The 21,451-nt window shown below is 51.5% G+C and carries 24 protein-coding genes and 1 other annotated feature; of the genes, 23 read left to right on the top strand and 1 reads right to left on the bottom strand.

Annotation, left to right across the window (positions count from 1 at the left end; all coding sequences use genetic code 11):
* The first annotated feature begins 158 nt into the window (after positions 1 to 158).
* From HGBM_RS23755 to pssA, 9 genes are all read left to right on the top strand, one after another.
* A complete protein-coding gene (locus HGBM_RS23755) occupies positions 159 to 1,268 on the top strand; it encodes a UDP-N-acetylglucosamine--LPS N-acetylglucosamine transferase (RefSeq protein ID WP_019123576.1) in 1,110 nt (369 codons plus the stop codon).
* 6 nt (positions 1,269 to 1,274) lie between these two features.
* Positions 1,275 to 1,946 (top strand): HAD hydrolase-like protein, encoded by a 672-nt coding sequence (locus tag HGBM_RS23750; protein WP_019123575.1) that lies wholly within the window; start codon positions 1,275 to 1,277, stop codon positions 1,944 to 1,946.
* Between the two features lie 224 nt (positions 1,947 to 2,170).
* Positions 2,171 to 2,635: a CtsR family transcriptional regulator gene (locus tag HGBM_RS23745; protein ID WP_019123574.1), complete on the top strand. Its 465-nt coding sequence runs from the start codon at positions 2,171 to 2,173 to the stop codon at positions 2,633 to 2,635.
* A 9-nt stretch (positions 2,636 to 2,644) separates the two neighbouring features.
* Positions 2,645 to 3,184 carry a protein-arginine kinase activator protein McsA gene (gene mcsA / locus HGBM_RS23740; RefSeq protein ID WP_019123573.1) on the top strand — a complete coding sequence of 180 codons (540 nt, stop codon included), beginning with the start codon at positions 2,645 to 2,647 and terminating at the stop codon, positions 3,182 to 3,184.
* 21 nt (positions 3,185 to 3,205) lie between these two features.
* A complete protein-coding gene (gene mcsB / locus HGBM_RS23735) occupies positions 3,206 to 4,276 on the top strand; it encodes a protein-arginine kinase McsB (RefSeq protein WP_019123572.1) in 1,071 nt (356 codons plus the stop codon).
* Between the two features lie 25 nt (positions 4,277 to 4,301).
* Entirely contained in the window at positions 4,302 to 6,761 is a 2,460-nt protein-coding gene (locus HGBM_RS23730) for an ATP-dependent Clp protease ATP-binding subunit (protein WP_019123571.1), read from the top strand.
* A gap of 117 nt (positions 6,762 to 6,878) precedes the next feature.
* The gene (gene radA, locus HGBM_RS23725; RefSeq protein ID WP_019123570.1) at positions 6,879 to 8,246 is read left to right on the top strand and encodes a DNA repair protein RadA; all 1,368 of its coding nucleotides are present in this window, start codon (positions 6,879 to 6,881) and stop codon (positions 8,244 to 8,246) included.
* A 3-nt stretch (positions 8,247 to 8,249) separates the two neighbouring features.
* Entirely contained in the window at positions 8,250 to 9,326 is a 1,077-nt protein-coding gene (gene disA / locus HGBM_RS23720) for a DNA integrity scanning diadenylate cyclase DisA (protein WP_019123569.1), read from the top strand.
* A gap of 91 nt (positions 9,327 to 9,417) precedes the next feature.
* Positions 9,418 to 10,146: a CDP-diacylglycerol--serine O-phosphatidyltransferase gene (pssA, locus tag HGBM_RS23715; RefSeq protein WP_019123568.1), complete on the top strand. Its 729-nt coding sequence runs from the start codon at positions 9,418 to 9,420 to the stop codon at positions 10,144 to 10,146.
* Positions 10,147 to 10,250: 104 nt separating this feature from the next.
* Here the strand turns inward: pssA and HGBM_RS23710 are convergent, their stop codons facing one another.
* The gene (locus HGBM_RS23710) at positions 10,251 to 10,634 is read right to left on the bottom strand and encodes a hypothetical protein (RefSeq protein WP_035287848.1); all 384 of its coding nucleotides are present in this window, start codon (positions 10,632 to 10,634) and stop codon (positions 10,251 to 10,253) included.
* Positions 10,635 to 10,932: 298 nt separating this feature from the next.
* On the opposite strand from HGBM_RS23710, the gene HGBM_RS23705 reads away from it, so the two are divergent.
* From HGBM_RS23705 to rplK, 14 genes are all read left to right on the top strand, one after another.
* Positions 10,933 to 12,015 carry a PIN/TRAM domain-containing protein gene (locus tag HGBM_RS23705; RefSeq protein ID WP_019123566.1) on the top strand — a complete coding sequence of 361 codons (1,083 nt, stop codon included), beginning with the start codon at positions 10,933 to 10,935 and terminating at the stop codon, positions 12,013 to 12,015.
* 53 nt (positions 12,016 to 12,068) lie between these two features.
* Positions 12,069 to 12,758, top strand: coding sequence for a 2-C-methyl-D-erythritol 4-phosphate cytidylyltransferase (gene ispD / locus HGBM_RS23700; protein ID WP_019123565.1), 690 nt, complete (start codon positions 12,069 to 12,071; stop codon positions 12,756 to 12,758).
* A gap of 3 nt (positions 12,759 to 12,761) precedes the next feature.
* Complete coding sequence (gene ispF / locus HGBM_RS23695) at positions 12,762 to 13,238, top strand: 2-C-methyl-D-erythritol 2,4-cyclodiphosphate synthase (RefSeq protein ID WP_026074630.1); 477 nt, start codon at positions 12,762 to 12,764, stop codon at positions 13,236 to 13,238.
* 48 nt (positions 13,239 to 13,286) lie between these two features.
* Positions 13,287 to 14,753, top strand: a complete 1,467-nt coding sequence (gene gltX / locus HGBM_RS23690; protein WP_026074629.1) for a glutamate--tRNA ligase — start codon at positions 13,287 to 13,289, stop codon at positions 14,751 to 14,753.
* 15 nt (positions 14,754 to 14,768) lie between these two features.
* Positions 14,769 to 15,029: a binding site (T-box leader), on the top strand.
* Positions 15,030 to 15,094: 65 nt separating this feature from the next.
* Positions 15,095 to 15,760, top strand: coding sequence for a serine O-acetyltransferase (gene cysE / locus HGBM_RS23685; protein ID WP_019123562.1), 666 nt, complete (start codon positions 15,095 to 15,097; stop codon positions 15,758 to 15,760).
* Entirely contained in the window at positions 15,741 to 17,147 is a 1,407-nt protein-coding gene (gene cysS / locus HGBM_RS23680; protein ID WP_019123561.1) for a cysteine--tRNA ligase, read from the top strand. The genes cysE and cysS overlap by 20 nt, the downstream gene beginning before the upstream one ends.
* Positions 17,148 to 17,160: 13 nt before the next feature.
* The gene (locus HGBM_RS23675; RefSeq protein ID WP_019123560.1) at positions 17,161 to 17,574 is read left to right on the top strand and encodes a Mini-ribonuclease 3; all 414 of its coding nucleotides are present in this window, start codon (positions 17,161 to 17,163) and stop codon (positions 17,572 to 17,574) included.
* Complete coding sequence (gene rlmB, locus HGBM_RS23670) at positions 17,567 to 18,322, top strand: 23S rRNA (guanosine(2251)-2'-O)-methyltransferase RlmB (RefSeq protein ID WP_019123559.1); 756 nt, start codon at positions 17,567 to 17,569, stop codon at positions 18,320 to 18,322. The genes HGBM_RS23675 and rlmB overlap by 8 nt, the downstream gene beginning before the upstream one ends.
* Before the next feature lies 1 nt (position 18,323).
* On the top strand, positions 18,324 to 18,848 hold the full coding sequence (locus HGBM_RS23665) for an NYN domain-containing protein (RefSeq protein WP_019123558.1): 525 nt from the start codon (positions 18,324 to 18,326) through the stop codon (positions 18,846 to 18,848).
* A 77-nt stretch (positions 18,849 to 18,925) separates the two neighbouring features.
* Entirely contained in the window at positions 18,926 to 19,576 is a 651-nt protein-coding gene (sigH, locus tag HGBM_RS23660; protein ID WP_026074628.1) for an RNA polymerase sporulation sigma factor SigH, read from the top strand.
* A gap of 279 nt (positions 19,577 to 19,855) precedes the next feature.
* Entirely contained in the window at positions 19,856 to 20,005 is a 150-nt protein-coding gene (rpmG, locus tag HGBM_RS23655; RefSeq protein ID WP_019123556.1) for a 50S ribosomal protein L33, read from the top strand.
* Positions 20,006 to 20,038: 33 nt separating this feature from the next.
* A complete protein-coding gene (gene secE / locus HGBM_RS23650; RefSeq protein ID WP_026074627.1) occupies positions 20,039 to 20,254 on the top strand; it encodes a preprotein translocase subunit SecE in 216 nt (71 codons plus the stop codon).
* Positions 20,255 to 20,300: 46 nt separating this feature from the next.
* Positions 20,301 to 20,837 (top strand): transcription termination/antitermination protein NusG, encoded by a 537-nt coding sequence (nusG, locus tag HGBM_RS23645; protein WP_019123554.1) that lies wholly within the window; start codon positions 20,301 to 20,303, stop codon positions 20,835 to 20,837.
* A 178-nt stretch (positions 20,838 to 21,015) separates the two neighbouring features.
* On the top strand, positions 21,016 to 21,441 hold the full coding sequence (gene rplK / locus HGBM_RS23640; protein ID WP_019123553.1) for a 50S ribosomal protein L11: 426 nt from the start codon (positions 21,016 to 21,018) through the stop codon (positions 21,439 to 21,441).
* Positions 21,442 to 21,451 lie beyond the last annotated feature (10 nt).

Raw genomic sequence — 21,451 nt, 5'->3', positions numbered from 1 at the left:
AGAACTGACATCGGGAGGTTTTTATGAAGTAGTGTAAAATAATCAGGATGATACTTGCGGCTTCTTCTAACGTAGACTAACATGAAGGGGGGGGAGTGAAACGGATTTTCATGAAGTTCTTTTGACAATCAAGGGCGAAAATTAGCGAGGAGACAGAGATGAAGAAGGTCTTGATTTTTTCCGCCTCGATTGGCAACGGCCACAACCAAGCTGCGAGGGCAATGCAGGAAAGCTTGGCGGAAATAGGATGCGCAACGATGATTATCGACACATTGGAATACATCAGTCCTACTTTTCACAAGATCCTCTTGGAGAGCTATACGAATTTGTTAAAAATATCCCCTAAAATGTGGGGGAGGATATACCATAATACAGAGAAGACCCGCTTTTTTGACATGAACGTCATTATGAACAAGTTGTTGGCCAATAATCTAAAAAAACTGATTAACAGTGCCAACCCGGATGCGTTCATAGCAACCCATCCGTTCGCCAGCTGCATGTTGTCTGTGCTCAAGGGACGCAATGAGTGGACAATGCCCATCTACACGATTATTACAGATTACACGATCCACCCCTCGTGGATAAACCATCATATTAATTATTACTTTATCGCCCATGAACAGCTTTACTACCTCGTCGATGTTTATCGTCACGACTACCAGAAGTTTAAGCCGATGGGGATTCCGATCATGAAAAAGTTCAGCCTCCCTTTAAACAAGATTGATTTGATGGAGAAGTTCTCCCTGTCCCCTGAACAAAAAACCATTATTCTTTCGGGGGGCGGCCTGGGCCTCGGACCAATGGACAAGGTTTTGCGCGGCCTAGATCAGATTGAGCAGCCGCTGAAAGTATTTGTGCTGACAGGGCTCAATCAAAAGCTGTATCGCAAGGTGACGGACAGCACCTTCAGGCATGATGTCGTTCCACTGGGTTACATCGATAACTTTCACGAGTACCTCGAGGTAGCGGATTTAATCATTACCAAATCGGGAGGCTTAACCACAGCGGAGGTCCTCAGTAAACAGGTACCGATGATCATCTACAACCCCCTGCCCGGACAGGAAGAGCGAAACAGCCACTTCCTGCTGAACAACGGGTGTGCTGTTCACGCCAATATGATCGAACAACTGATATACTTTATTGAAGAGTTGCTGCAAAACCCGACCAAGGTTAACTATATAAAGCGGATGGCCCTGACGGTGGCAAAACCGGATGCCGCAAAGCAGATCGCACGATTTATCGCTAGGGATATGGAACTGAAAGGATGATAGTCGATGACCATAAGGCACGCCATTTTTTTTGATATGGACGGAACGTTACTGCAGACGGAGAAGCTGGCTGTCCCTGCTTTCCGCCGAACATTCGACGAGCTTCGCGAGCGAAATCTCTGGTCGGGAGAGACGCCTGATGATGCTCAATTGACCAATGTTTTGGGGATGACCCTGGCGCAGTTGTGGGATACACTGCTGCCCGGGGCGAGCGAGGAAGTAAAGGTTCTCGCTGACGAATTGATGCTGAACTACGAAGTCGAGCTGCTGAGAGCCGGTGCTACAGAACTGTACCCCGGAGCCGTAGAGCTTTTGCAGGCATTTTATGACCAGGGGATTGCCCTGTTTGTCACGAGCAACGGATTGGAACACTACGTAGAGGCGATCTGTGAGCATTTTCAAATGAAGCACCTGTTTACCGATCTCTACTCGGCAGGCCGATTCAAGACCGCGTCTAAAAAGGACCTGGTAGCCAAACTGTTACAGGACTATTCGATCCAGGAAGCCGTGATGGTGGGAGACCGCCGTTCTGACGTTGAGGCAGGCAAGGCCAACCGCCTGTTCACGATCGGCTGTGATTTTGGATTTGCCAAAGACGGGGAATTAGACGGAGCAGACGTGATTGTTCGCGAATTTCGTCAAATAGCTGACCATATTCCATTTTTTCATCGCGTGTAGAGCATAGGACCATTCCATTAAATATGGGATGGTTTTGTTGTTTCAAAAGCCGATAATTCGTAAACAATAGAGGGGGGATAAGGTATTGTCAGCTGAAAAAAAACGTATTATAATTAAAGTCAAATATAGTCAAAGTCAATATGGAGTCAACACTTTCCATATGGCAAAACAAGAAAGGTCGGGTTGACCGAAGATTGAAATAAGTTGAATGAGGAGGCAGCACCTTGCGTAACATTTCGGACGTGATTGAACAACATCTCAAGCGGATACTGCAGGAAAGTCCAACGGGGTCGATTGAGATCCAGCGAAGCGAGCTTGCCGATTTGTTTCAATGCGTGCCTTCACAGATCAATTATGTCATCAATACGCGTTTTACGATTGAAAAGGGATATATTGTAGAAAGTAAACGAGGTGGAGGCGGATTCATTCGCATACGCAAAGGGCAAATCGTCAACAGGGCAAAACTGCAGGAGCTGCTGACGGAAGAACTGATCGGGGACAGCATCTCGCAGTCGGTGGGACACTCCATTATAGACCGGCTGTTGGAAGAAGGAATCATCAACTCCCGGGAAGCGCTGCTGATGAAGACGGCTACATCCCGTTCCGTACTTGGCGTGGAGCTGGAGCTTCGCGATCAATTGCGGGCCAACATTTTAAAGCACATGATTGCAGCCATCTTGATAAGGTAGGTGAAAGGAATGAATTGCGAAGAGTGTGGCAAGCGTCCGGCAACCTTGCATCTGACAAAGATTATCAACGGTGAAAAAACGGAATACCATATTTGTGAACATTGTGCCAAGGAAAAAGGCGATGTCATCTCTGGTTTTAACAACTTCAGCATTCACAACCTGCTGTCCGGACTGCTTAACTTCGATCCGATGGGAAAAGGAAACGGACATACCTCGTCTTCCGCCCAGACAACGGCACAGGCAAAACAGCTTCGCTGTGAAACCTGCGGTCTTACTTACGCCCAGTTCAGCAAGAGCGGCCGCTTTGGCTGCAGTGACTGCTATCAGTATTTCGGCGAGCGGCTCGACCCGCTGTTTAGAAGGATACACGGGAATACCAATCACATAGGCAAAGTTCCGGAGCGGACGGGCGGTCAGATCAAACTTCGCAAAGAACTGGAACAGCTCAAGACAGCACTGCAAAGGTACGTCTCCACCGAGGAGTTTGAAAAGGCTGCGGAAATTCGCGACCGGATTCGCGCCTTGGAGCAAAGAATCGCTCAGTCGTGACGAAAGGAGGTGAGGCAGCCCATGTCCTTGCAACAGTTTATTGAGCATCCTTGGAGCAATTGGATGAAGGGCGTCGGCCCTGATTCCGACATCGTGATCAGTACCCGCCTGCGCATCGCGCGAAACTTGCAGCACCATCCCTTCCCTTTGCTGGCTACCGACACCCAGGCGGAAGAGGTGGTCCGCAAAGTGTCGGAGGTGTGTCGGACCGATGCGATGAAGAAGATCACTCCGCTGGAAATGATCAGGATGGATCAACTGAATGCCCTGGAAAAACGGGTACTGGTGGAGAAACACTTGATCAGTCCCAATCTGGCCGAGGAGTCTCGCAAAGGTGCAGTCCTCTTGAGCAGCGACCAGTCGGTCAGCATCATGGTCAACGAAGAGGATCATATTCGGATTCAGGTGTTTTTGCCCGGTTTCCAATTGACGGAGGCTTGGGAGGCGGGAAGCCGCATAGACGACATCTTCGAAAAGTACGTCAATTACGCGTTTGACGAGCAACGCGGATATTTAACCAGTTGTCCGACCAACGTGGGAACAGGGATTAGGGCCTCTGTCATGCTTCACCTGCCGGCATTGGTGATGACTCAACAAATCAGCCGGATCCTCCAGGCGATTAACCAGGTGGGTTTGGTCGTCCGCGGGCTCTACGGGGAAGGCAGTGAAGCTTTGGGAAACCTGTTTCAGTTGTCCAATCAGGTAACTCTGGGCATGTCGGAAAATGACATCCTGTCAAACCTTTACAGCGTGGCAAAACAGATTATTGAACAGGAGCGGGCAGCGCGCCGTTATCTCCAGGAAAACTCCCGCACCGCCCTGGAAGACAGGATCTGCCGCTCGTACGGCATCCTGCTTTACGCCCGGACAGTGGAATCAAAAGAAGCAGCCCAACGGCTTTCCGACGTTCGATTGGGCATTGATCTGGGCATAATTAAAAACGTATCCGCGTTTACGTTGAATGAACTTCTGGTCATGACGCAGCCGGGTTTCCTGCAGCAGCATGCCGGTCAGAAGCTGACGCCGGAACAGCGTGATGAACGCAGGGCGCGCCTGATCAGGGAACGATTATCTGTCGATCAGCGATCTTAAAAAAGATTTTGGAGGTGCTACAGATATGATGTTTGGTCGTTTTACAGAACGTGCACAGAAGGTATTGGCTCTTGCTCTGGAGGAGGCAGTTCGCTTAGGCCATAAAGATATCGGGACAGAACACGTACTGCTCGGCCTGATTCGCGAAGGCGACGGGATTGCCGCCAAAGCACTTCAGTCGCTCGGACTGGGACTGGATAAAATCCAAAATGAGGTGGAATCCTTGATCGGCCGCGGTTCCGAGCAGCCGGCAGCCGGCACCGCCAACTATACGCCAAACTACACCCCCCGAGCGAAAAAAGTCATCGAGCTGTCCATGGATGAGGCACGCAAACTGGGACATACTTACGTCGGAACGGAACATATCTTGCTGGGGTTGATCCGGGAAGGTGAAGGGATCGCAGCCCGCATCATGAACAACCTTGGCGTCAGCCTGAACAAGGCCCGCCAACAAGTACTGCAGCTGCTGGGCAGTTCGGAGATGATGTCTTCCCATCAGACCTCCGGCAGCAGCCCGGCGGCAAATACGCCGACCCTCGACAGCCTGGCCCGCGATCTGACTGCCATTGCCCGTGAAGGGGGCTTGGATCCGGTCATCGGCCGTCAGAAGGAAATTGAGCGCGTCATCCAGGTGCTTAGCCGCCGCACCAAGAACAACCCGGTGCTGATCGGGGAACCGGGTGTCGGGAAGACAGCGATAGCAGAGGGATTGGCGCAAAAAATCGTCAACAACGAGATTCCTGAAACGCTTCGCGACAAGCGCGTCATGACCCTTGATATGGGAACCGTCGTGGCAGGAACCAAATACCGCGGTGAATTTGAAGATCGCTTGAAGAAAATCATGGACGAAATTCGTCAGGCAGGGAACATTATCCTGTTTATCGACGAGCTTCATACCCTGATCGGTGCAGGCGGCGCCGAGGGGGCCATTGACGCTTCCAACATCCTCAAACCGGCGCTGGCAAGAGGCGAACTGCAGTGCGTCGGGGCGACAACACTCGACGAATACCGCAAGTACATCGAGAAGGATGCCGCGTTGGAGCGCCGTTTCCAACCGATTCAAGTCGACCAGCCGACGGTTGAGGATGCCATCAAAATCCTGCACGGCCTGCGGGATCGCTATGAGGCCCATCACCGCGTAAAAATTACCGATGAGGCGATTGAACAAGCGGTCCGCCTCTCTGATCGATACATCACCGATCGCTTCCTGCCTGACAAAGCGATCGACCTGATCGACGAAGCCGCCTCCAAAGTTCGTCTGCAGTCGTTTACCGTTCCGCCTAACCTCAAGGAGCTGGAAGCCCACCTCGAGGAGGTCCGCAAAGAGAAAGATGCCGCAGTGCAGTCCCAGGAGTTCGAAGAAGCGGCTTCGCTGCGGGACAAGGAACAAAAACTGCGGGATGAGCTGGAGATGACCAAAAAGGATTGGAAAGAACGGCAGGGCAAGCTGAACATGGAAGTGACGCCGGAAGACATCGCCCACGTCGTTGCGAACTGGACCGGCATTCCGGTAGTAAAACTGAAAGAAGAAGAGACAGAACGCCTGTTGAAGATGGAAGAAATTCTTCACGATCGCGTCATTGGCCAAGAAGAAGCGGTCAAATCCATCTCCAGAGCGATCCGCCGCGCCCGCGCCGGGCTGAAGGATCCGAAGCGGCCGATCGGTTCGTTTATCTTCCTCGGGCCTACGGGGGTCGGGAAGACGGAGCTGGCCAGAGCTGTGGCGGAAGCCCTGTTCGGAGACGAGGACGCGATGATTCGGGTCGACATGTCCGAGTACATGGAAAAACACTCGACCGCCCGTTTGGTAGGAGCGCCTCCAGGGTACGTCGGATACGACGAGGGGGGCCAGCTGACGGAGAAGGTTCGTCGCAAACCCTACTCTGTCATCCTGCTTGACGAGATCGAGAAGGCCCACCCGGATGTGTTCAACATTTTGCTTCAGGTCTTGGATGACGGGCGGCTGACCGATTCCAAAGGGCGCACGGTAGATTTCCGCAACACCGTGGTCATTATGACCTCTAACGTCGGGGCCAATATGATCAAGAAGAATACTTCCCTTGGGTTCACCACCGGAGAAGCGGAGAAGAAGTACCAGGATATGAAGGATAAGGTGATGGATGAGCTGAAACGCACTTTCCGTCCGGAATTTCTCAACCGCATCGACGAAGTGATCGTATTCCACTCCTTGGAGCAGGAGCACATCGAGCAAATTGTATCCCTGATGACCGAAGAGCTTCGCAAGCGCCTCGAAGAGCAGGACATCCACTTCAAATTGACGGATGAAGCGAAGAAAGTACTGGCGAAAGAAGGTTTCGATCCGGCATACGGGGCCCGTCCGCTCCGCAGGGCGATTCAGCGCAACATCGAAGATCGCCTTTCGGAGGAGCTGCTGAAAGGAACGATTAAAAAAGGAGATACAGTCAGCATCGACGCGGAAGACGGCAAACTCGCAGTCAAACGCCTGGAACCCAGCACCATTTGATTGTTCTGATCCCCGGATCGCCGGGGATTTTTCTTTTGGTCCTTTCGTCAGAGAAGGAGAACGAAAAAAATCAACGAATCTTAGGTAGAATGAAATCGTAATAACAGGAGTATACGTATGTCAAAGTATAAATCGAAATACGCATGTCAAGAATGTGGCTATGAAAGCCCCAAGTGGTTGGGAAAATGTCCGGGTTGTCAGCAGTGGAATACTTTGGTCGAGGAGATCGCTGTTAAAACCTCCGCTGGAAACCGCAGCAAAAGCGTCTTTTCCAGGCAGATTGCCCAGCCTCTCGCAGAGGTGGTCGGAGCGGAAGAACCGCGCTTCGATACGACGATCGGCGAATTGAATCGGGTGCTCGGAGGGGGCTTGGTCCCCGGTTCACTGGTACTGGTCGGAGGGGATCCCGGGATCGGCAAGTCGACCCTGCTGCTCCAAACATCATGTACGCTTGCGGCTCAAGGCCAAAAGGTGCTGTATATCTCCGGCGAGGAATCAGCCAAGCAGATCAAGCTGCGGGCCGACCGTCTACGCGTAAAGAGCGATCAATTGTACGTCGTTGCCGAAACCGACCTCGAACAGATAGAAGAACAGATCAACGCGGTGAATCCTTCCGTGATGGTCGTTGACTCGATTCAGACCGTGTTTCATCCCGCTGTCACCTCGGCGGCGGGCAGTGTGGCCCAGGTACGCGAGACCACAGCCCATTTGATGAGAATTGCCAAAGGGAAGGGGATTGCAACCTTTATCGTCGGCCACGTGACGAAGGAAGGGGCCATCGCCGGACCGCGAATGCTCGAACACATGGTAGACGCGGTACTCTACTTTGAAGGGGAGCGGCACAACACGTACCGAATTCTTCGCGCGGTAAAGAATCGGTTTGGCTCAACGAATGAAATGGGTATTTTTGAAATGAAGGATCGGGGATTGGAAGAAGTGACCAACCCCTCGGAAATTTTCTTGGCGGAGCGCCCTGTCGGCGTGTCGGGTTCTACTGTCGTCGCCAGTATGGAAGGGACCCGGCCTGTATTGGTGGAGCTGCAGGCGCTGGTTTCACCCACCAGTTTTGTCACCGCCCGACGGATGGCTACAGGCGTCGATCACCAGCGGGTATCCATGCTAATGGCAGTGCTGGAAAAACGGGTTGGGCTGATGCTGCAAAATCAGGATGCCTACGTCAATGTCGCCGGCGGAGTCCGGCTTGACGAGCCTGCCGTCGACTTGGCCATTGTGGTTAGCTTGGCCAGCAGCTTTCGCGACGTTCCCGCCAGGCCGTTTGATGTCGTCATCGGCGAGGTGGGGCTGACCGGTGAGGTGAGAGGAGTCTCCCGGATCGATCAGCGGATTCGCGAGGCGCAAAAACTTGGTTTTAAACGGGTGATCATCCCCGAGAAAAACATGCGCGGCATTGAATCGCTGCCGGATATCGAAGTAGTCGGAATACGTAACGTGGAAGAGGCGCTGCACGAGGTGTTAAGGGGGTAAATCATGCAGGATACAGCTAAGAAAGAGCTGCAGGTCAGCGATGTTTTGCGACTTGTTGCCCCCGGTTCGCCGCTCCGGGAAGGTTTGGACAACGTCCTTCGGGCAAAGACCGGTGCTTTGATCGTACTTGGTTTCAGCCAGGAAATGAAAAATATGATTGACGGCGGCTTTTCCATTAATTGTGAGTTTACACCGGCCCATTTATACGAATTAGCGAAGATGGATGGGGCGATTATACTTAGTGAAGACGTTCGGCGGATTTTGTACGCCAACACCCAGCTGCTCCCCAGCCAACAGATCCCGTCGATGGAGACGGGAACGCGGCACCGCACGGCGGAGCGAGTGGCAAAACAGACGAATCATCTGGTCATCGCCATTTCACAACGGCGCAATATTATCACGCTGTACCGCGGCAATTTTCGCTATGCCTTAAAGGATATTGGCGTCATTCTGACAAAAGCCAATCAAGCCGTACAGACGTTGGAGAAGTACAAATCGGTCCTGGATCAATCCCTGACGAATCTGGCGGCGCTTGAATTTGAGGAATTGGTGACTTTGTCAGAGGTCGTCGCAGTGATGCAGCGCATCGAAATGGTGCTTAGGGTAAAAGAGGAAATCATCAAGTACATCAACGAGCTCGGCGTAGAAGGACGATTGATCAGCATGCAGCTTGTCGAGCTGGTGGCCAACATCGAGGAAGAAGCTTACCTGCTGATCCGGGATTACAGCCGGGATTTACAGGTTGACGGCTATCGGGTACTTGCCGAAATGAAAAAAATGCCGTCGGAGGAACTTCGCGATTCGACATCCCTGATCCAACTTCTTGGTTATTCAGCGAACACAAATCCGCTGGAGGAGCTGGTCTCCCCGCGCGGTTACCGGATCTTAAGCAAAATCCCGCGCTTGCCTTCCGGTATCGTGGCAAACTTAGTGGACCATTTTCACAATCTGCCGCGTATTATGATGGCAACAATCGAGGAACTGGACGAAGTAGATGGCGTGGGAGAGGTTCGCGCGCGAGCCATTAAAGATGGACTGAAGCGGATCCAGGAGCAGGTGTTCATTGACAGGCATATTTAGAGTACAATAGTATAGAATATTATCCACTGTCAGCAATGAAACACCCTCGCGTTAGTTGTAAGCTTTAACCACTTATTCAGGAGGTAGTCCAATGTTCGTGAAGGCTTTTCCGAGCATGTTGACTGTTGGGAATTTATTTCTGGGAGTTATTGCAATCATTTTTGCATTTCAGGGAGATCATTATGTCGATTATGCGGCCATTACCGTTATCATCGGTATGCTGCTTGACGGGTTGGACGGGCGTGTAGCGAGAATGCTGAATGCGCAAAGCGAATTCGGCAAGGAGTTGGATTCGCTGTCCGATGTGATTACGTTCGGGGTCGCACCCGCTTTTATCATGTACGTCGTCGCCCTGCAGGATATGAACTTGCTGGGTATACTGGTAACGGCTTCTTTTCCGATTTGCGGGGCGCTGCGCCTTGCCCGTTTTAATGTACAGGCAGGAGTACCCGGTTACTTTATCGGCTTGCCGATTACCGCCGCAGGCGGCGTACTGGCGACACTAGCCTTGTACCACAAGTGGTTTTCGCCTGTGTTCCTGCTGCTCGGCATGCTGCTGCTGGCGTTTTTGATGGTTTCCAACATCAAATACCCCAACTTCAAAAAAGTGGGTATCCCGAAAGCGGCGTATTGGATTACACCACTGATCGTCATTCTTGTCGTCGGTATCGCGATCAGGTTCCCGAGCGAATTCCCGAAAATCGTATTTTTGCCGCTCGCGCTGTACGCTCTTTACGGGATAAAAAAAAACGTTGACCTTTCTTTGAAAAAAACGCGGAAGAAAGAAGTATCCGAAGAGGAACCGCTTCCGTTTGACTAAAAAAAAGCCCTGTTGAGATGAATTCAACGGGGCTTTTTGCAACTTTCCGGGCGACTTGCACGTAATACTTAGGGACGGGAGGAATTTGTTTTTGCCGGACGTGGTCAGGAGAGATTGAACACACCCAGGGTATTCAGCCGTTCTCCTTCGCTTTTTAAGACGTCGGCAAATTTGATCTCCGCGATGTTGCATAGCGCAGTCAGGTAAAACAGATTTTTTCCCAGTTCCTCTGTCAAAACATCCCGGCAGTGCTCGCATAGATGGCCGGAAAAATGGGTATCCAAATGCTCGCGGTTTTCCTCCAGGCTCTTGCTCGTATCGTAAGGTTGTTTTTTCGCCGTTATTTGAACGCAGCCACATTCGGTTATCGCCTTGGTCAGCGCCCGGTTGATACGAGCTGTGGACTCTTGGGTTTTGGAAAGAACGTCCAGTACGCTGCGGTGTCGAATGAGCAACTGAGAAACTTGCTCTTGAAATTCGCCTAGCATATTTTCGCCCAACGTGTATCACCTCTGTATTAAGATAGGGCATTCGTCAGAATTTTTGATCACCTTTCACTGCTAATTATAATGATCTTCGCTGCGGGCTGTCAAATCAGGAAATTGCAGAGCGGTTTATGTTGACTAAGATTCTGAGAGTGTGGTAAAATTTTTGACCTATTTGACACCAGAAAAATTTTTCTGATATAGTGAGGGATAAGACGAATGAAAACTAATCTGACACTTTCTTACATGGCAGGGTTTTTCTTGGGTTCTTCTGTCTATATTAATAAAAGGAGGTGAACGCATGTTAAAGCGTGTTGTTAAAATACTATTTCTTGTTGTTGGTGGTTTGTTGGGGTACCAATTCGGTCCGGGACTCTTTCATCTGTTAGATTCACTGCTGAAAATTGGGATGCCGCCGGCCGGGGTGACGCCTTATATCGGGATCGTGATCGGGCTTGTCGTCTTCTATTTTCTGAGCAATTGGTTGGTTGAGTACGTCGTCAACACCGTGCGTTGGGGAGAGGAAATGCTCGTTAAGCTTCCGATTACAGATGTCATGTTCGGAGCGATGGGATTGATCATTGGACTTATTGTTGCCTTTTTATTATTCCTGCCCATCAACAGCATTCCTATCCCGTTCCTGCCTTTGATTGTATCCGGACTGCTCGGTTACCTGGGATTCCAGGTAGGTTTCCGCAAAAAGGAAGAGATTATGTCCGTGTTCTCGATCGGGAGAAAAGAAAAGGCGAAGAAAGATACGAGCGTCGCGGCAAACGTCGAACATAAGATTCTCGATACCAGCGTGATTATCGACGGAAGGATCGCCGACATCTGCCGCACAGGATTTATTGAAGGAGCTTTGGTCATTCCGGGATTCGTTCTGGAAGAGCTTCAGCACATCGCCGATTCGTCGGACGTCCTGAAGCGGAATCGCGGTCGGCGCGGCCTGGACATCCTGAACAAAATTCAAAAAGAGTTAAAAGTCAAAGTGCAGATTTATGAAGGGGATTTTGAAGAAATTAGCGAAGTAGATAGTAAGCTGATTAAGCTCGCAAAGGTATTGAACGGAAAAGTAGTCACCAACGACTTCAACCTCAATAAAGTATGTGAACTGCAGGGCGTCCCCGTACTCAATATCAATGATCTGGCGAATGCTGTCAAGCCGGTCGTGTTGCCTGGTGAAGAATTGCACGTACAGGTCATTAAAGACGGGAAGGAATACGGACAAGGCGTAGCGTACCTGGATGACGGGACGATGATTGTCGTAGAAGGCGGAAGGGAGTACATCGGATCGGAAGTCGATGTGCTGGTGACGAGCGTGCTGCAGACGTCGGCGGGCAGGATGATATTTGCCAAACCGAAGCTGCTGGAAAAGGCGCTGTAAGCGTATTGCGACGTTTCCGATACCTTTAAAGATGAGATGTGGAGAGGATTTGCGTGGATACGGGCGTGGTTATCGTAGCGGCTGGTACCGGGAAACGCATGGGTGCGGGCCGCAACAAATTGTGGCTGCCGCTGGGAGGCAAGTCAATCTTGGCTCATACCGTAGAGCGGTTTGCAACCCACCCGGACATTGGAGAAATAGTGCTCGTCGTACACGAGTCGGATATGTCGGAAGTAAAAGCCTGGTTGAAGCACGAATCTTATCAGGTAAAATTGGCCATCGGCGGCGCAGAGCGGCAGGATAGCGTCAGGTCGGGGCTTGCTTTGCTCTCTGAAGCGATATCTTATGTTTTGGTACACGATGCTGCAAGGCCTTTCGTTACACATGAACAGATCAGTGCAACCATTTCCAAGGTGCGGACAGAGGATGCAGTGATTATGGCGGTCCCGGTCAAGGATACGATCAAGATTGTCAACCCTACCGGAATCGTCGAGGCAACGCCGGCACGTGAGAGCTTGTGGGCGGTTCAAACCCCACAAGCTTTTCGTGTTTCCTTACTGTTAAAAGCCCACATGGAAGCGTACCAGGCGGGGAAGCAGGGAACGGATGACGCGATGCTGGTAGAGTGGCTGGGCTACAAGGTGTCCGTCATTCCCGGCAGTTATGAAAATATCAAGATAACCACTCCGGATGACCTCTGGTTTGGCGAAGAGATACTGCGGAGAAGAAGGGAGCGGGAGTAGAAAGTGATGAGAATTGGACAAGGGTTCGATGTACATCAGTTGGTCGAAGGTCGTCCGTGCATGATTGGCGGAGTGACCATCCCATATGAAAAAGGTCTGCTTGGCCATTCGGACGCGGATGTGCTGCTTCATGCCATTACAGATGCCCTGCTTGGAGCGATCGGCGAAGGAGATATCGGGCGCCATTTTCCCGATACGGATCCCGCCTATAAAGATGCCGACAGCATGGAGCTGCTGCTTCAGGTATGGCACCGGGTCAAGCAGCAGGGGTACGTCCTTGGCAATTTGGACGCGACGATTATCGCCCAGGCGCCAAAGATGGCTCCGTATATTCCGAGCATACAAAAGCGCGTGGCTGAAGCGCTGGAAGCGGAGACGTCGCAGGTCAACATTAAAGCGACGACGACAGAGCAGCTGGGTTTTACCGGCCGGGGAGAGGGAATTGCTGCCCAGGCTGTATGTTTGCTTGTCAAGGCGTGAACGTGGTAGTATGATTTTTATTGTCAGATGAAATAAGGATGGTGCATCATGTCGAACGAGATCCGGTTACGTTATGCTCCCAGCCCTACAGGACATCTCCACATAGGCGGGGCTCGTACTGCTCTGTTTAACTATTTGCTCGCACGCCGTCTCGGCGGGAAGTTTATCGTGCGGATTGAAGATACAGACCAAACCCGCAATGTAGAGAATGCAGCGGAAAAGCAGATGGAGAATTTGAAATGGCTCGGCGTTGAGTGGGATGAAGGCGTCGACATCGGCGGCCCGTATGCCCCTTACCGCCAGATGGACCGTTTGGACATCTACCGCAAGTACATTGACCAACTGCTCGCGGAAGGCAAAGCCTACTACTGTTGGGCGACGAAGGAAGAGCTGGATGCCGAACGGGAAGAGCAGATTGCCCGTGGAGAGACACCGCGAATCGCAGAAAAGCATCGCCATGTCACTCCCGAACAAAAAGCCCGGTATGAACAAGAGGGACGCGTGCCGTCCGTTCACTTTCTCGTTCCAGACAACCGGGAGTACATCGTAAACGATTTGATTCGCGGTGAAGTCCGCTTTGAATCAAACGGCATGGGCGACTTCGTCATCTGCCGCCCCGACGGCATCCCTACTTATAATTTTGCCGTCGTCATCGATGACTACCTGATGAAGATCAGTCACGTCATCCGCGGGGAGGAACACCTGTCGAACACCCCGCGCCAGCTGATGATTTACGAAGCCTTCGGATGGGAACCGCCGCAGTTTGCCCACCTGGCCCTGATATTAAATCAGGACGGCAAAAAAATGAGCAAACGCGACGAGAGCATCATTCAATTTATCGAACAATACCGCGACCTGGGATTCTTGCCGGAAGCGATCGTCAACTTCCTGGTCCTGTTGGGCTGGTCTCCCGGCGGAGAAGCCGGAGAAGAAGAGATCTTCTCCAAGGAAGATTTGATCCAACTCTTTTCCCTGGAACGCGTCAGCAAGTCACCGGCTGTCTTTGACGCAGCCAAAATGAATTGGATGAACAACCACTATCTGAAGCAGCAGCCGCTGGATTCCATTGTGGAGCTATGCTTGCCGCATTTGAAGAAGGCCGGTTTTATTGAGAATGACCTGAGTCGGGAAGAATACGAAAGAGTACGCGAGATTGTCGCCTTGTATCAGGAGCAGATGTCGTACTGTGCGCAAATCGTTCCGTTGACAGCTCTTTTCTTTCTTGATGAGGTCGTTTATGATGAGGAGGCAAAAGGTATTTTGCGCGAGCCGCAGGTACCGGAAGTTCTTGCCGCCTTTAAACGGCACCTTGAGGAAGCGCCGGAATACAATGTGGAAAGCATCAAGGCATGCTTAAAGAGTGTACAGAAAGAGACCGGGCATAAAGGAAAAGCGCTATTCATGCCGGTTCGGGTGGCTGTCACCGGTCAGGAGCACGGCCGCGATCTTGACAAAACCTTGTATCTGATCGGCCGTGAACAGGTGTTGAACCGTTTGTCGCGTGTCTTGTCATAGAAAACAGCAATAAGCGCAAAGGCGTTGATCGGGAGAAGTACAAATGGCGAGCGTCCCCAGAGAGGGCAGAGCAGGTGGAAGCTGCCCGGCGCAACCGTTTGGAAATGCACCCGTGAGCCGTTCCTTGAACCCTGTCGGGCGACCTTCAGGCAGTATGGGGAAAACGGTATCCTCCGTTAACGGGAAAAAAGCGAGGGCTGCAGCTATCTTGTGCCAAACGGCCGAAGATCAGGCAGTCCTAAGCAGAGTGGAACCGCGGTACGAACCGTCTCTGAGCCGAGTTGATCCGGCAATGGGGCGGTTTTTTGTTTTGCAATTTGTCATGAGCAGGAGGGATCACCATGTGGAAGTGTCTCAAGGACGATATTGAAGCGGTGTTTGAGCGGGATCCGGCTGCACGCAGCACGCTGGAAGTGGTTCTGACCTACTCGGGCTTGCACGCGCTGTGGGGATACCGCATCGCCCACAAATTATGGAAGGCCAAATGGTATACGACGGCTCGAATGGTTTCGCAATTTACGCGTTTTTTGACCGGGATTGAGATCCACCCCGGAGCGCGGATCGGCAAACGCCTGTTCATTGACCATGGAGCTGGCGTGGTGATTGGAGAAACCTGTGAAATCGGGGATAATGTTACGATTTATCAGGGGGTTACGCTGGGCGGTACAGGAAAAGAAAAAGGCAAGCGGCACCCTACGGTAGGCAATAACGTAATCATCGCATCGGGAGCCAAGGTCCTCGGTTCATTTACGATCGGGGACAACTCGAAAATCGGGGCAGGATCGGTTGTCCTGCAGGAAGTCCCGCCCAATTCGACGGTGGTGGGGATTCCCGGCAAAATCGTCATTCAGGACGGAAAGCGGGTGACGAACGATTTGGACCACGCCAACCTGCCGGACCCGGTATCCGATTTGTGCAGACAGCTGCAGCGGCAAATCGACGAGCTGAAGCAAGAAGTGAAGGAGCTTAAGGAGGCGGCACGCAAAAATGAGCATTCAACTATATAATACGCTGACCCGAAAGAAAGAAGAGTTTGTTCCGCTCGAGCCGGGCAAAGTAAAAATGTACGTATGCGGACCTACTGTATACAACTACATTCACATTGGCAATGCCCGTCCGGCCATCGTCTTCGATACGGTTCGCCGTTACTTGCAGTATCGCGGATACCAGGTGACGTATGTGCAAAATCTGACAGATGTGGACGATAAGCTGATTCGAGTGGCTAATGAAGAAGGCGTGACGGTTCAGGAAGTGGCCGACCGCTACGCCCGTGCCTTTAATGAGGACCTGAAGTCGTTGAATATCCTGCCGCCGGATATTCAACCCCGCGTGATGCAGACAATCCCGGATATCATCCAATTCATTAAAGGTTTGGTGGAAAAGGGATATGCTTATGAAAGCGGAGGCGACGTCTATTTTCACACCGGCCGGTTTGCCGAATACGGCAAGCTGTCCCACCAGCCGCTCGATGACCTGCAGGCAGGAGCCCGCATTGAAGTGAGTGACAAGAAGGAGAACCCGCTTGATTTCGCCCTGTGGAAAGCGGCAAAACCAGGGGAGATCGCGTGGGAGAGTCCGTGGGGCGAAGGGCGGCCGGGCTGGCATATTGAATGTTCGGCCATGGTCTTAAAATTTTTGGGCCCGTCGATCGATATTCACGCCGGCGGATCCGATCTGATTTTTCCGCACCACGAAAATGAGATTGCCCAGTCGGAGTGCCTGACTGGTCAGACATTTGCCCGTTACTGGCTGCACAACGCGATGATCAACATCAATAACGAGAAGATGTCCAAATCACTTGGCAACTTCCTGCTGCTGCGCGATATCCTGGAGCGCTGCAGCGGACAGCTCATCCGCTTTTTCGTGCTGAGCGGGCACTACCGCAGTCCGATCAACTTCAGCGACGAAATGCTGGAGCAGGCAGAAGCCGGGCTTGAGAGGATTAAAACGGCGTACGCCAATCTGCAGCACCGGATGGCCACAGCCCGTCCCGAGGAAGCGGCGGCTGTTGCCGAAGAACAGGCGGCTGTCATCACCAGATTGCGCGCGGCGTTCATTCGGGAAATGGACGATGATATCAATACGGCAAACGGGATTACCGTCCTGTACGAATTGGCCAAAGAGGCCAACTTGTACATGCGGAATGCAAATGTAGGAGCCGAGCAGCTTCGGGCTTATACGGGGCTGTTTGAGGAGATTGCCTGGGTGCTGGGGCTCGTGCTCGGGGAAGAGGAAGAACTGCTCGATGATCAGATAGAAGCGTTGATCGCCGAACGGACGGAAGCGCGGAAACAGCGCAATTTTAAGCGGGCAGACGAAATTCGCGATCTATTGGCGAAGCAAGGAATTATCCTGGAAGACACTCCGCAGGGGATTCGCTGGCGGCGCAAATAAGGAGGCTGCATACGTGCAAAAAGAACGGCTAACGCGCGACCCCAAGCAGACGAACCCGTTGGTGCTGGCGTTTTTGGGAGATGCTACTTACTCCCACTGTGTGCGCTATCACTTGATTGCCCGCGGCCTGGTAAAACCGCATGAGCTGCACACGGAGGCGAAACGCTACGTATCCGCAAGAGCTCAGGCACATGTACTTTTGACCTTGATGCCTTGCTTGACGGAAACAGAGCAGGCAATCGTCAAACGGGGGCGCAACGCCAAGTCGGGGTCTGTCGCCAAAAATGCCGACATTATCGACTATCGGCATGCGACAGCCTTTGAAGCATTGATTGGTTTTCTTTACTTGGATGCGCAGGAAGAGAGATTGGCGGAGCTGGTTCAACAAGCATTTGCGATAGTGGAAGGGGAAAGCGGACATGAATGAAGAGTGGATTGCCGGCAAAAATCCGGTGATAGAAGCGCTCCGCTCCGGGCGGGCGATTAACAAAATATGGATAGCCGAGGGCGTAAACAAAAATTTGATGGGACCGGTCTTTTCCCTTGCCAAGGAACAGGGAGTTGTGGTTGCCACAGCGAATCGCAAAAAGCTTGACCAACTGGCCGGTACGGACAATCACCAGGGAGTCATCGCTTCCGTTGCCGCTTACGAGTACGCTGAAGTTGACGATTTATTGGCCCGTGCTAAGCAGAGGCAGGAGGCTCCTTTCCTGCTGATCCTGGACGAATTGGAGGACCCTCACAACCTCGGCTCCATTTTGCGCACGGCAGATGCCACCGGAGTGCACGGCATCATCATTCCCAAGCGCCGGTCTGTAGGCCTGACGGCGACCGTTGCCAAAGCGTCCGCCGGGGCGATCGAATACGTCCCGGTCGCACGCGTGACGAATATCGTCAGGACGATGGAAGAGCTCAAGGAACGGGGGGTTTGGATCGCCGGTACGGACGCCCAAGGGGACCAGGATTTTCGCCAAGGCGATTATGCGATACCGCTCGCGCTTGTCATCGGCAGTGAAGGCAAGGGGATGAGCCGCCTTGTTCGCGAGCACTGCGATTTCCTCTATCGCCTGCCGATGGCAGGACAGGTGACTTCGCTCAATGCCTCTGTCGCGGCGGCGTTGTTGATGTACGAAGTATACCGCGCAAGGAGTCCGCTTCGTGCCCGGGTGAAGTGAAATGGCAAGAAAAAAAAGCAAACAGCTGCTCCTCGTGGACGGCTACAACATCATCGGAGCCTGGCCCGAATTGCGCGCGCTGAAAGATCAGGAACGCATGGACGAAGCGCGCGACCTGCTAATCTCCAAATTGGCCGAGTATCAGAGTTTCTCCGGGGTCAAAGTGATCGTCGTCTTTGACGCGTACAAGGTTCCCGGGATTGGTCGCAAGCAGAAGCAGTACCAGATCGAGATTTACTTTACCAAGGAAAAAGAGACGGCCGATGAAAAAATCGAGAAGTTGGTCTATGAACATTACGAAAAAAATCGACAAATTTATGTAGCTACTTCCGATTACACTTCGCAGCGGGTCATTTTTGGCCAGGGTGCACTGCGGAAATCAGCCAGGGAACTGCTGATGGATATAGAAAGTACAGGTAAAGAGATTGAGGAAAAGGTCAAAGAAACACAGGAAAATACGTTTAAATCAGGGATTCCTCTGAGTGAAGAAATGGCAAAAATATTCGAAAAATGGCGAAGGGAATAATGCTACCTTAGTTGACGCTTTTTTATGGAATCATGTATAATGGCGGTATCGAATGGACAGAAGTCGGAGGGATGATGGTGAGTGTTGACCTCAAGGAATTAAAGCATACCCAGTTTGACCTGATGTCCGATGAAGAATTGGTGGACCTCGTACGCGACAACGATGCCGACGCTTTAGAATATTTGATTAACAAGTACAGAAATTTTGTGCGTGCCAAAGCTCGTTCGTACTTTTTGATCGGTGCTGATCGGGAAGATATTGTCCAAGAGGGTATGATCGGCCTCTACAAATCCATTCGCGACTTCCGCGGGGACAAGCTTACCTCTTTCAAAGCCTTTGCCGAACTGTGCATCACCCGTCAGATCATTACAGCGATTAAGACGGCGACCCGCCAGAAACACATCCCACTGAACTCTTACGTATCTTTGGACAAGCCCATATACGATGAAGATTCTGATCGTACTTTGCTGGACGTTATCTGCGGCACCAAGGTAACCGACCCGGAGGAACTGTTTATCAATCGAGAAGAGTTTGATGATATAGAAGGCAAGATCAGCGAGATTCTCAGCGACCTCGAGCGGCAAGTGTTGATGCTCTACCTCGACGGGAGATCCTATCAGCAGATCGCTGTAGATTTAAAGCGGCATGTAAAATCGATCGACAATGCGCTTCAGCGCGTCAAAAGGAAGCTGGAGCGTTATCTGGAAGGAAGGGAGATCAACCTGTAGGACGGTCTCTCTTTTTTTAATGACATGGCGCCGCCTGCGGGAGGGCTTTAGTGGCAGGATTTCATTTATTTTCATCTGCTGGAACAATTGTATCCCCTCTTGTCAAGGCGTTTTGTTGACACGGACTATATCGTGTGATAAATTTGTTTAGGTAGCCATGGAGATATTCTATGGTTACTTCTTTAAGTTGACTTCAGGAAAAAAGTAGCGGTTTTTTCCGTGATGTTATGTAAAGTTAGGCATTTGGCATAGGTATGAGACGAGACGGAGGTGGCAATCATGCGAGTAAACGTGACGTTGGCTTGCACCGAATGCGGTGAGCGCAATTATATCTCAACGAAGAACAAGCGCACCAATCCGGAGCGCATTGAGCTGAAAAAATACTGCTCCCGTGACAACAAACATACACTCCATCGCGAGACGAAGTAATGATGGAGACAACCGAGTCCGGGGGGTGGCGCTGTGGGTTTCCTAGCGAGAATAGGAGCTAGTTTCCGTCGTACAGGTACTTTTTTCGGTGATGTCGTATCCGAATTGAAGAAAGTCCGCTGGCCCAATCGCAAAGAGCTGGCAACCTATACAGTTGTCGTGCTTGTAACGGTGGCTTTGCTGGCGATCTTTTTCTTCCTGATTGATCTGGGGCTTTCGGCCATCATTGATCTGATCATGGGCAAGTAATCATTCAAAACCTGGGAGGGACGGACGGATTAACGTCCTTGTGGATATGGAAAAAGCGTGGTATGTCGTTCATACTTACTCTGGGTATGAAAACAAGGTGAAAACAAATCTGGAAAAGCGCGTCGAATCGATGGGCATGGAGGACAAGATCTTCCGCGTGCTCGTCCCTACCGAAGAAGAGGTAGAGACGAAAGACGGCAAGAAGCGCACCGTTACGAAGAAGGTGTTTCCAGGTTACGTCCTTGTTGAAATGGTGATGACGGACGATTCGTGGTATGTCGTACGCAACACCCCTGGGGTTACTGGCTTTGTCGGGTCCACAGGAGCCGGCTCTAAGCCGACAGCCCTACTTCCTCAGGAAGCGGATGGAATTCTTCGCCACATGGGGATTGAAGCACCGAAGATCAAAGTGAATTTCGCTCTCCGTGACATGGTTCAGGTCAATGACGGTCCGTTTTCCGGCCGTTCGGGAGAAATCATTGAGATTCAGCCTGACAAACAAAAAGTCCGGGTGTTACTGGACATTTTTGGCCGTGAAACCCCGGTAGAACTGGATTTCACGCAAATTCATAAATTGGATTAGGATTCATCTTGAAAAGTACGCATTCATATGGTACATTTCTTGTTGTTTCTGGAATCTGCTAAATATGCGGTTCCCGACTCTCACTATAACTGAAAGCCCTCTACATAAGGCTTTCCATAGAAGAGTGGGAGGGGGTTTTCCCCCCGCATTACCACATTCGATGAAGGAGGTGTCTTACGTGGCTAAGAAAGTTATCCGCGTAATTAAATTGCAAATCCCGGCAGGTAAAGCGAATCCTGCACCTCCAGTAGGTCCGGCTCTCGGTCAAGCTGGTGTGAATATCATGGGCTTCTGCAAAGAGTTCAACGCTCGTACAGAAAGCGAAGCAGGAATGATCATTCCGGTAGAGATTACCGTTTACGAAGATCGTTCTTTCACTTTCATCACCAAAACTCCTCCGGCAGCGGTTCTGTTGAAAAAGGCTGCTGGTATTGAGTCCGGTTCCGGCGTTCCGAACAAGACGAAAGTCGCTACGCTGAAGCGCGACAAAGTACGCGAAATCGCCGAACTGAAACGCCCTGACCTGAATGCGGCTTCTGTTGAAGCGGCAATGCGCATGGTTGAAGGGACTGCCCGTTCCATGGGTATTGTGATCGAGGACTAATCTCGTCCTT

The organism is Brevibacillus massiliensis (genome assembly GCF_000311785.1).
Classification (GTDB): Bacteria; Bacillota; Bacilli; order Brevibacillales; family Brevibacillaceae; genus Brevibacillus_C; species Brevibacillus_C massiliensis.
The sequence above is the reverse complement of the archived record's forward strand: the minus strand, read 5'-3'. Positions and strand labels throughout refer to the sequence as shown.

Coding starts and splice junctions, on each gene's coding strand:
- HGBM_RS23755 (WP_019123576.1), top strand. CDS start 159: ATGAAGAAGGTCTTGATTTTTTCCGCCTCGATTGGCAACGGCCACAAC.
- HGBM_RS23750 (WP_019123575.1), top strand. CDS start 1,275: ATGACCATAAGGCACGCCATTTTTTTTGATATGGACGGAACGTTACTG.
- mcsA (WP_019123573.1), top strand. CDS start 2,645: ATGAATTGCGAAGAGTGTGGCAAGCGTCCGGCAACCTTGCATCTGACA.
- mcsB (WP_019123572.1), top strand. CDS start 3,206: ATGTCCTTGCAACAGTTTATTGAGCATCCTTGGAGCAATTGGATGAAG.
- HGBM_RS23730 (WP_019123571.1), top strand. CDS start 4,302: ATGATGTTTGGTCGTTTTACAGAACGTGCACAGAAGGTATTGGCTCTT.
- radA (WP_019123570.1), top strand. CDS start 6,879: ATGTCAAAGTATAAATCGAAATACGCATGTCAAGAATGTGGCTATGAA.
- disA (WP_019123569.1), top strand. CDS start 8,250: ATGCAGGATACAGCTAAGAAAGAGCTGCAGGTCAGCGATGTTTTGCGA.
- pssA (WP_019123568.1), top strand. CDS start 9,418: ATGTTCGTGAAGGCTTTTCCGAGCATGTTGACTGTTGGGAATTTATTT.
- HGBM_RS23710 (WP_035287848.1), bottom strand. CDS start 10,634: ATGCTAGGCGAATTTCAAGAGCAAGTTTCTCAGTTGCTCATTCGACAC.
- HGBM_RS23705 (WP_019123566.1), top strand. CDS start 10,933: ATGTTAAAGCGTGTTGTTAAAATACTATTTCTTGTTGTTGGTGGTTTG.
- gltX (WP_026074629.1), top strand. CDS start 13,287: ATGTCGAACGAGATCCGGTTACGTTATGCTCCCAGCCCTACAGGACAT.
- cysE (WP_019123562.1), top strand. CDS start 15,095: ATGTGGAAGTGTCTCAAGGACGATATTGAAGCGGTGTTTGAGCGGGAT.
- cysS (WP_019123561.1), top strand. CDS start 15,741: ATGAGCATTCAACTATATAATACGCTGACCCGAAAGAAAGAAGAGTTT.
- rlmB (WP_019123559.1), top strand. CDS start 17,567: ATGAATGAAGAGTGGATTGCCGGCAAAAATCCGGTGATAGAAGCGCTC.
- HGBM_RS23665 (WP_019123558.1), top strand. CDS start 18,324: ATGGCAAGAAAAAAAAGCAAACAGCTGCTCCTCGTGGACGGCTACAAC.
- rpmG (WP_019123556.1), top strand. CDS start 19,856: ATGCGAGTAAACGTGACGTTGGCTTGCACCGAATGCGGTGAGCGCAAT.
- nusG (WP_019123554.1), top strand. CDS start 20,301: ATGGAAAAAGCGTGGTATGTCGTTCATACTTACTCTGGGTATGAAAAC.